Below are 8,832 nucleotides of genomic sequence, written 5' to 3'. Positions count from 1 at the left end.
ACCTCCTGATCCGGAGGGCGAACGCCGAACCGCAGAGGCTCCTCAGCGTCGTGGGCGGCACCTCGGACCAGCGCGGGCTGGGCGCGCGGGCGCGTGCGACGAACGTGAGCGGCGCGATGCGCGTGCGTCGGGCAGGCGAAGGCACCGAGGTCGTGATCGTGGACGACGTCGTCACTACAGGGGCGACCTTCGACGAGGCGACACGGGCGCTGACCGCGGCGGGCTTCCACGTCTCGGCAGCGGTCGCGCTGGCCGCCACGCCGCGCCGTGACGGATTCGGATGAACCTCATCGGGAACGCATCGGCGACACAGGGGGAAGACCCCGTGACATCCGCCGACGGGCGGACTACGGTGGGGGGACACAAGGCGACCACGGTCCGCCCTTGGCCGGGAGGACCGGGACAAGGAGGCAGCAATGGAAACAAGCATCGTTGGCGTCGGAGTGGGTATCACCGATCGCTTCCGAACCGTTGTCGAAGAGAAGATCGCCAAGATCCAGATGCTCGCGTCCCGTGCGCAGCGACTGGATGTGAAGGTCACCCACCGTGTGTATCGCAACGGTCGCATCCCCGACGAGACCGTCGAGCTCACGCTGATCGGAAAGGGCCCCGTCGTCCGCGCAGAGGCGACGGACGGCGACAAGTTCGTGGCGCTCGACCTCGCCGTGGACAAGATGTCCGAGCAGCTGCGTCGCGCGAAGGAGAAGCGGGTCGACGGACGACAGCACCCGCGCGGCGCCCACTTCGAGAAGGGGAGCGGGGTGCTGGAGGGCATCGACGTCCAGCCGGCATCCGCTGACGTCCTCCGTGCGGTCGCGACCGGCAGCGTGCCGGTGCAGCAGGCGGAGGAGGACGAGTACTCGCCCGTCGTCATCCGCACGAAGAGCTTCGATGCCGAGTGGATGACCGTCGAGGAAGCCGTCGACAGGATGGAACTGGTCGGACACGACTTCTTCCTGTTCGTCGATGTCCGCACCGACCACCCGAGTGTCGTCTATCGACGCAAGGGCTGGGACTACGGAGTGATCGCGTTGAGCACCCAGGCTCCGCCGTCCGAGGCGCTCGCTTCCTGATCCGGAATCGCAGAATCGCAGAACGGCCCGGTCCCGCAGGGGACCGGGCCGTTCTGGTGTGCGAAAGCCGAGAAGGGCGCGTCAGTCGAAGATGCCGTCGAGCAGGCTGCCGATCACGAGCCCGCCGAGGATGCCGGAGGCGAGGTCTCCGCCTCCGCCTCCTCGTCGTCCGCCGCCGCCCCAGCCGCCACCGCCGCCCCAGTCCTGATCCTGCGGACGGGAGGAGTCGATGTCGCGCTGCGCGAGCTGCAGTGCTTCGGAAGCCAGATGAGCCACGCGGCGCGCCTGGACGAGCGCGGCTTCGCGGGTGTCCTCTGCGGGCAGCAGGTCCGAGAGGTCGACCCGCAGCCGCTCCGCCTCCGCGAGTCGGGTTCGGGCATCCGCGCCGATCCACCCCCGATGGCCGGAGATGAGGCCTCGCGCGACGCCCAGCTGGCGGTCGGCGTCGTCGATGGCATGCTGCACCTGAGCGAGGCTCGGCAGCGGGTTCTCCGCCCTGTGACGGGCCTTGGCGATCGCCTCGTCGAGCGCGGAGTTGGCGTCACGCAGCTGGGACAGCTCGGCGAAGGGGTCGTTCGGCTGCCCAGAGGGTGTGAGCGCGGCCAAGGCTCTCTGGAGGGCGGCGACGGCGTCGGCGACGGCCGGGACGTTCGGTGCTGTTCGCGCCGCGATGAGATCGCCGCGCGAGTCGGCGACGACCTCGGCGAGGGTGGATTCCGCGCGAAGTGCCTCGATCTCGAAGTCCTCCACGGCGTCGAGCAGGGCGGAGGCACGGCGGGTGGCCTCGGTCGCCGTCTCGAGCGCCACGTTGGCTTCCTCGTTCTGCTTCGCGGCCCGACGGCGCTCCGACACGTCGGCGCTGTGGGTCGCGAAGCTGATGAGCTGCTCCGCTTCGGCGGCACTCGCGGTGATCTGATGCATGGCGGAGTCCGCATACCTCGACGAGAGGCGGGCGACGGCTTCGCTGGTCTGCGGGATGCGAGCACTCAGCGCCGCCGCGTCTGCCCGCACCTGGGCGATGATCTCGGGTGCGCGGCGTACCTTGGCGACCGACTCGGCGAGCACGGAGGTCTTCTCGTCGAGAAGGTCCTGCGCCCAGTCGCAGAGCTGGAGGATGCGCGCGTTGCGTGTGCGCAGCTCTTCGTCGGTGTCGGGGATCTCGTCGTGGTTCAGCTGGTGGAGCTGGAACGCTTCCCGCAGATGGGTGCGTACAGCCGCGAGCGCCCTGCGCAGATCGGCTGTGAGCGACTCGCCGAGTTCTGCCTCCGCGAAGGCGAGCTCATCGGAGGTCGTGCGGATCCGCTCGTCTGCGCTGACCAGGGCCTGCTCAGCACGGCGCGCGAGATCGGCGTCCTGAGCGGCGAGTTCTTCCTGTTCGCGTTTGCGTCTGCCCCAAAATCCAGCCATGACCCGATCCTAGTTTCCCGGGGGCCAGCGGTGGCTGAGCATCCGCTCGGGGCGAACGCGGAACCGGTCCGCGTGAGCGAGCCGGGCGACATCGGGCCGGGTCAGGACGCCGCGATCGCGTCGGCCGTCGCCGTCTCGGCCTTCGTCGGGCGTCCCCGCTTCGGACGATCGGCGGTGAGTTCGAGTGTCATCGCGTGGCGAGGGTGGGCACCCAGACGCTGTGCGGCATGGTCCAGCCATCGGATCTCGGCCTCGGCGGCGAAGATCATCGAGTCGGCGACGAGCGACCACGCGAGTCCCTCAGGGGCGTCGACGTCCCGATGTGCGCGTCGCTGCCTCTGCAGCGCCTCCAGCTGTCGGAGCGATGCGGATCGCTGGGACTGGATCGCGGCTGCGGGGTCGACGCCGGGCAACGTGGCGGCGACCGCGACCTTGATGGCGAGTTCGTCTCTCGTGCCCTGGGGGCGCATGACGGGGGAGGAGAGCCAGCGGTCGACCTCCGTCCGTCCGGCGTCGGTGATCTGCCAGTACACATGGCCCCGGTCATCTGCCTCTCCGCGCGAGACCAGGCCGTCGCGTTCGAGACGTTCAAGCGTGTTGTAGATCTGCCCGACGTTCAGCGGCCAGATGGAACCGGTCCGGCGATCGAACTCATGGCGGAGCTGATAGCCGTAGCACGGCCCCTGCGCGAGGATCGCGAGCAGACTCTGGCGTACTGACATCGTTCGTCTCCTGTGGCCGTCCGGGAATGCGATACCGAGTATATGGTCGGCGCGCGAACGTCCGATTCGACGCGCGGGACGGCTATGCAGGCGACGTGCAGGTCACAGCCCGGTAACATGGCGAAGTATGCCTGGCGTCGGGTTCACCGACGACCGGCGGTTCACCCACCGACAGGGAGATGACATCCGTGGCCAATCCTCTTGAGAAGCTCCTGCGTGCGGGCGAAGGGCGGGTCATCCGCCGCCTGAATCAGGTCGTCAAGGCAGTGGGTGCACTGGAAGAGGACATCTCCAAGCTCACCGACGACGAGCTGCGCAACGAGACCACCGAGCTGCGCGCGCGCTTCGAGAAGGGCGAGACGCTCGACCAGTTGATGCCGGAGGCCTTCGCCGCCGTGCGCGAGGCCGCCAAGCGCACCCTCGGCATGCGCGCATACGACGTGCAGATCATGGGTGGGGCCGCCCTTCATCTCGGGAACATCGCCGAGATGAAGACCGGTGAGGGCAAGACCCTCGTCGCGACGCTGCCCGCGTACCTGAATGCGATCGCCGGCAAGGGCGTTCACGTCATCACGGTCAACGACTTCCTCGCCAGCTACCAGGCCGAGCTCATGGGGCGCGTGTTCCGCGCGCTCGGCATGACCACCGGCATCATCGTCTCCGGTCAGACTCCGGCAGTGCGCCGCGAGCAGTATGCCGCCGACATCACCTACGGCACGAACAACGAGTTCGGCTTCGACTACCTGCGCGACAACATGGCCTGGCGCAAGGAGGATCTCGTCCAGCGCGAGCACTTCTTCGCGATCGTCGACGAGGTCGACTCGATCCTCATCGACGAGGCGCGCACCCCGCTCATCATCTCCGGCCCGTCATCGGGCGAGGCGAACCGGTGGTTCGCCGAGTTCGCGAAGATCGCCCGCACCCTCGAGGTCGGCGAGGACTACGAGGTCGACGAGAAGAAGCGCACGGTCGGCGTCCTCGAGCCCGGCATCGAGAAGGTCGAGGACTACCTCGGCATCGACAACCTCTACGAGTCCGCGAACACGCCGTTGATCTCGTTCCTGAACAACTCGATCAAGGCGCTGGCGCTCTTCAAGAAGGACACCGACTACGTCGTCATGAACGACGAGGTCATGATCGTCGACGAGCACACCGGCCGCATCCTGGTCGGTCGCCGCTACAACGAGGGCATCCACCAGGCGATCGAGGCGAAGGAGGGGGTGCCGGTCAAGGCCGAGAACCAGACCCTCGCGACCGTCACGCTGCAGAACTACTTCCGTCTCTACGACAAGCTCGCCGGCATGACCGGTACGGCCGAGACAGAGGCCGCCGAGTTCATGTCGACTTACAAGCTCGGCGTCATCCCGATCCCGACCAACAAGCCGATGATCCGCAAGGATCAGTCCGACCTCGTCTACAAGAACGAGACAGCGAAGTTCGCGCAGGTGGTGGAGGACATCGCCGAACGGCACGCCGAAGGCCAGCCGGTGCTGGTCGGAACGGTGAGCGTCGAGAAGAGCGAGTACCTCTCGCGTCTGCTCGCCAAGAAGGGCATCAAGCACGAGGTCCTCAACGCGAAGAACCACGCGCGCGAGGCCGAGATCGTCGCGCGCGCCGGTCGCCTCGGTGCCGTCACGGTCGCCACGAACATGGCAGGACGAGGAACCGACATCATGCTCGGCGGAAACGCCGAGTTCCTCGCGGTCCAGGAGCTCAAGGGCAAGGGGCTCGACCCCGTGGAGACGCCCGAGGAGTACGAGGTCGCCTGGGACGAGACGTACGAAGCGATGAAGGCCGTCGTCGCCGAGGAGGCCGAGAAGGTCATCGAGGCCGGTGGCCTCTACGTGCTCGGCACGGAGCGCCACGAGTCCCGCCGTATCGACAACCAGCTCCGCGGTCGCTCCGGACGTCAGGGCGACCCGGGCGAGAGCCGCTTCTACCTGAGCCTCACCGACGACCTGATGCGTCTGTTCCAGTCGGGCGCTGCCGAGGCGATCCTCGCCAGGACCAACTTCCCCGACGACGTGCCGATCGAGTCCGGTCTCGTGTCGCGCGCGATCCGCAGCGCTCAGTCGCAGGTCGAGTCCCGCAACGCGGAGATGCGCAAGAACGTCCTCAAGTACGACGACGTCCTGAACCGTCAGCGCGAGGCCATCTACGCCGACCGCCGTCAGATCCTCCAGGGCGACGACATCGCCGACCGGGTGCAGCACTTCATCGAGGACGCCATCAGCGGTGTCGTCCGTGACCACACCGGCGAGGGCCACAACGAGAGCTGGGACTTCGACGCGCTCTGGACCGAGCTCAAGACCCTCTACCCCGTGGGGGTGACGATCGATGAGGTCGTCGCCGAGGCTGCCGACCGCAAGGGCGGTATCGACGCCGACGGCCTGACCCGCGAGCTGCTCTCCGATGCCAAGATCGCGTACGAAGCGCGTGAAGAGGCCCTCGGTGAAGCGGCGACGCGTGAGCTGGAGCGTCGCGTCGTGTTGCAGGTGCTCGATCGCCGCTGGCGCGACCACCTCTACGAGATGGACTACCTCAAGGACGGCATCGGTCTGCGGGCCATGGCCCAGCGCGATCCGCTCATCGAGTACCAGCGCGAGGGCTACGCCATGTTCCAGTCGATGATGGGACAGATCAAGGAGGAGTCGGTCGGCTACCTCTACAACCTCGAAGTCGAGGTGCGTCGTGCCGGCGACTCCCAGACGGCGGAGGTCGAAGCCAAGGGGCTCGCCACCGATGGGGGAGAGCAGCGTCTCGAGTACTCGGCGGCCAACGATGCGGGCGAGGTCGAGGTCCGCAACGACCGCGGCCAGGTCCAGCAGGCGGCGACGGATCGCGTACGCCAGGCCGCTGCCCGCGCTCAGGCTCCGCAGAGCGAGCCGGAGGAGGCGCCGAGAGGAGCCTTCGGCCAGCGCACCGATGCAGCGGCTCCGGCCGCAGGCAACCGCGAGCAGCGTCGGGCCCAGGGCAAGAAGAAGAAGTAGGGCGTGCGCAGAGGAGGGCCAGTCCGCGTGGATTGGCCCTCCTTTCGTCGCTGTAGGCTTGGCCGATGACCCCAACGCGCAACTTCGACCAGTCGTCGAAGCTCAAGAACGTCCTGTACGAGATTCGCGGAAACGCCCTCGTCGAGGCGGCGCGGCTGGAGGCGGAGGGCCACAAGATCCTCAAGCTCAACACCGGCAACCCGGCGATCTTCGACTTCGACGCCCCGCACCAGATCGTGCGCGACATGCTGGCGGCGCTGCCGACCGCACACGGATACAGCGACAGCAAGGGCATCATCTCGGCCCGACGTGCCGTGGTGAGCCGATACGAGGAGATCGAGGGCTTCCCCCGGTTCGACCCCGATGACGTGTACCTCGGAAACGGTGTGTCCGAGCTCATCACCATGACGATGCAGGCGTTGCTGGACGAAGGCGACGAGGTCCTCATCCCGGCGCCGGACTACCCCCTCTGGACGGCGATGACCAGTCTCGCTGGCGGCACACCGGTGCATTACCTCTGCGACGAGGAAGATGAGTGGCAGCCCGACCTCGAAGACATCCGCTCGAAGATCACACCGCGGACCAAGGCTCTCGTCATCATCAACCCGAACAACCCCACCGGCGTCGTGTATTCGCGCCAGATCCTGGAGGGGCTGGTGCAGATCGCCAGGGAGCACGAGCTGCTGCTGCTCTCCGACGAGATCTACGACCGGATCCTGTTCGACGGAGCGGTGCACATCCCCACGGCCACGCTCGCTCCCGACCTGCTGTGCCTGACCTTCAACGGCCTCTCCAAGACCTATCGGGTCGCGGGATACCGGTCGGGCTGGATGGTCATCACAGGGCCGCAGGATCACGCGAAGGGCTTCCTGGAGGGCATCACGCTGCTCGCGTCCACGCGACTCTGCCCCAATGTGCCGGCGCAGCACGCCGTGCAGGCGGCGCTCTCCGGAGTGCAGTCGATCGAGGCGCTCATCGCGCCGACGGGGCGTCTTCATGAACAGCGGGACATCGCGTGGGAGGGGCTCGAGTCGATCCCCGGAGTGTCGTGCGTCAAGCCCCAGGGTGCGCTGTACGCGTTCCCTCGACTCGACCCGAACGTGCACGAGATCAGGGACGACGCCCGTCTGGTGTACGACCTGCTGGTCTCGGAGCACATCCTGCTGGTCCAGGGCACCGGATTCAACTGGGCGACCCCCGACCACCTCCGACTGGTCACGCTCCCCGAACCCCGAGTGCTGAGCGAAGCCGTCGAACGATTGGGGAACTTCCTCTCGAGCTACCGGCAGTAGCCGTCGCCGGCGGGGAGAGGGATGCCGCCAGTCTCCGCACGGCGGCGGCGAACGGCGAGCGGGGCGCGACATCGGTCATCGGCCGGGCGTGCAGCAGAGCCGCATCCGCCGCTCGCAGGTCGAAGGGGAGGAAGAAGATGTCGGTGATGCCGGCGAACCTCTCCAGGGTGCGTCGCACCTGCCCGCGCGCATCGATCCCGAGGGGGCCGGGGCGCACCTGATTCACCACGACGATGACGGGCGTGGGGGAGGTGAGGCGGCGAAGCTCGGCATGATCGCGGATGAACCTGCTGATACCGAGCGGGTCGGCCGATGCGATCGCCACGATCAGATCCGCCTCCTGCAGCGCCGCCGTGGTCGCCGCGTGACGTCGTGGTCCGGCAAGGTCGTACGTGACTTCGTCGTCGGCGTCGAACGCACCGGCGACGTCCACCACTGTCTCGTCGATCCACCCGCGACAGGTGCCGAGCGCGGCGACGAGGCGCGCGGATGACAGCTCTGGCCAACGGCTGGGGCGGTTGATCCCCGGCAGCACTTCGATCTCACCCGCGCTCGTCGTCACCGTCGTCGCCAGTCGCGTCAGCTCCGCCGGATCGAGCGCGCCGCGCTCGGCCCTCCGGCAGGCGGCGGCGATGCCGGGAGCGTCGTCGCCGAGACCGAGGAGCATCGCGAGCGAAGGAGCGACGGTATCCGCGTCGACCAGGGCGGTGCGGCGTCCGGTGCGGGAGAGCTCCACGGCCAGCTGGATCGACAGGGTCGACCGCCCCGGCGCCCCATGTGGTCCCCAGACGGCGACGATACGAGGGGGGAGCTGGGCCTCTGGTGGCGGTGGCGTGTCCGTCTCGGCCAGCAGCGCGGCTGCGATCTCCCACCCCGCCGCGTCAGGTCGCAGCGCTGTGGAGAGGCCGAGACGGCCCAGCAGTCGGCTGTCCTCGGCGCCGAGAGCCAGGATACGGACTCCGGCACGGTCGCACAGTGCGATCAGGTCCGCATTCAGGATCGATCGAGTGGCGGGGACGATGATCGCTTCCACCCCGTCCGGGATCTCTGCGAGTGGGGCGGCGGGGACGGTCGCGATGACATCGACGCCTTCGAGGGCGAGTTCCGCTGCCAGCTCATCCGCCCGTGGCTGCGGGATGGCCACGACGACGCCCGTCACGATCCCGCCCCGACCGGCACCACCGAGAGCGCGGAGCCTCCCGTGATCGCCGCGAGCACGTCGGCGACATCGGCGCGGTCGATCACGACCTCGAGCCGGGTTCCGGCCTCGGCGAGCACCCCCTCGGGTTCGAGCACGTCGCGGACGATCACGTCTGCGACCAGGATGCGCGGGACATCGTACGAGCGC

7 protein-coding genes and 1 pseudogene are annotated in these 8,832 nt (G+C 68.1%); 4 read left to right on the top strand and 4 right to left on the bottom strand.

Annotated features, from left to right (window positions below):
* Together DSP71_RS06690 and hpf are read left to right on the top strand one after the other, a co-directional pair.
* A partial coding sequence (locus DSP71_RS06690) for a phosphoribosyltransferase family protein (RefSeq protein ID WP_258546298.1) occupies positions 1-284 on the top strand: 284 nt, incomplete at its 5' end.
* 132 nt (positions 285-416) lie between these two features.
* Positions 417-1,073, top strand: coding sequence for a ribosome hibernation-promoting factor, HPF/YfiA family (hpf, locus tag DSP71_RS06685; protein WP_046749488.1), 657 nt, complete (start codon positions 417-419; stop codon positions 1,071-1,073).
* Between the two features lie 81 nt (positions 1,074-1,154).
* Here hpf and DSP71_RS06680 read toward each other — a convergent pair whose 3' ends face one another.
* Together DSP71_RS06680 and DSP71_RS06675 are read right to left on the bottom strand one after the other, a co-directional pair.
* Entirely contained in the window at positions 1,155-2,480 is a 1,326-nt protein-coding gene (locus tag DSP71_RS06680; RefSeq protein ID WP_113680687.1) for a hypothetical protein, read from the bottom strand.
* A 101-nt stretch (positions 2,481-2,581) separates the two neighbouring features.
* On the bottom strand, positions 2,582-3,202 hold the full coding sequence (locus DSP71_RS06675; protein ID WP_058633164.1) for a PadR family transcriptional regulator: 621 nt from the start codon (positions 3,200-3,202) through the stop codon (positions 2,582-2,584).
* A gap of 188 nt (positions 3,203-3,390) precedes the next feature.
* Here DSP71_RS06675 and secA point away from each other — a divergent pair, with 188 nt between their 5' ends.
* Positions 3,391-6,192, top strand: coding sequence for a preprotein translocase subunit SecA (gene secA / locus DSP71_RS06670; RefSeq protein WP_113680691.1), 2,802 nt, complete (start codon positions 3,391-3,393; stop codon positions 6,190-6,192).
* 65 nt (positions 6,193-6,257) lie between these two features.
* The gene (locus DSP71_RS06665; RefSeq protein ID WP_113680686.1) at positions 6,258-7,484 is read left to right on the top strand and encodes a pyridoxal phosphate-dependent aminotransferase; all 1,227 of its coding nucleotides are present in this window, start codon (positions 6,258-6,260) and stop codon (positions 7,482-7,484) included.
* On the opposite strand, the gene DSP71_RS06660 is transcribed toward DSP71_RS06665, so the two are convergent.
* Together DSP71_RS06660 and DSP71_RS23250 are read right to left on the bottom strand one after the other, a co-directional pair.
* Positions 7,408-8,643, bottom strand: coding sequence for a P-loop NTPase (locus DSP71_RS06660; RefSeq protein WP_181800679.1), 1,236 nt, complete (start codon positions 8,641-8,643; stop codon positions 7,408-7,410). The two genes, DSP71_RS06665 and DSP71_RS06660, sit on opposite strands and share 77 nt — an antisense overlap.
* Positions 8,640-8,832 (bottom strand): annotated as a pseudogene (locus tag DSP71_RS23250) (hypothetical protein); the annotation flags it as partial. The pseudogene DSP71_RS23250 and the gene DSP71_RS06660, both read right to left, overlap by 4 nt.

The organism is Microbacterium sp. H6 (genome assembly GCF_003314775.1).
Classification (GTDB): domain Bacteria; phylum Actinomycetota; class Actinomycetes; order Actinomycetales; family Microbacteriaceae; genus Microbacterium; species Microbacterium oxydans.
The sequence above is the reverse complement of the archived record's forward strand: the minus strand, read 5'-3'. Positions and strand labels throughout refer to the sequence as shown.

What these genes read in the sequence shown, in the direction of transcription:
- DSP71_RS06680 (WP_113680687.1), bottom strand. Translation starts at nt 2,480, where the DNA reads ATGGCTGGATTTTGGGGCAGACGCAAACGCGAACAGGAAGAACTCGCC.
- hpf (WP_046749488.1), top strand. Translation starts at nt 417, where the DNA reads ATGGAAACAAGCATCGTTGGCGTCGGAGTGGGTATCACCGATCGCTTC.
- DSP71_RS06665 (WP_113680686.1), top strand. Translation starts at nt 6,258, where the DNA reads ATGACCCCAACGCGCAACTTCGACCAGTCGTCGAAGCTCAAGAACGTC.
- DSP71_RS06675 (WP_058633164.1), bottom strand. Translation starts at nt 3,202, where the DNA reads ATGTCAGTACGCCAGAGTCTGCTCGCGATCCTCGCGCAGGGGCCGTGC.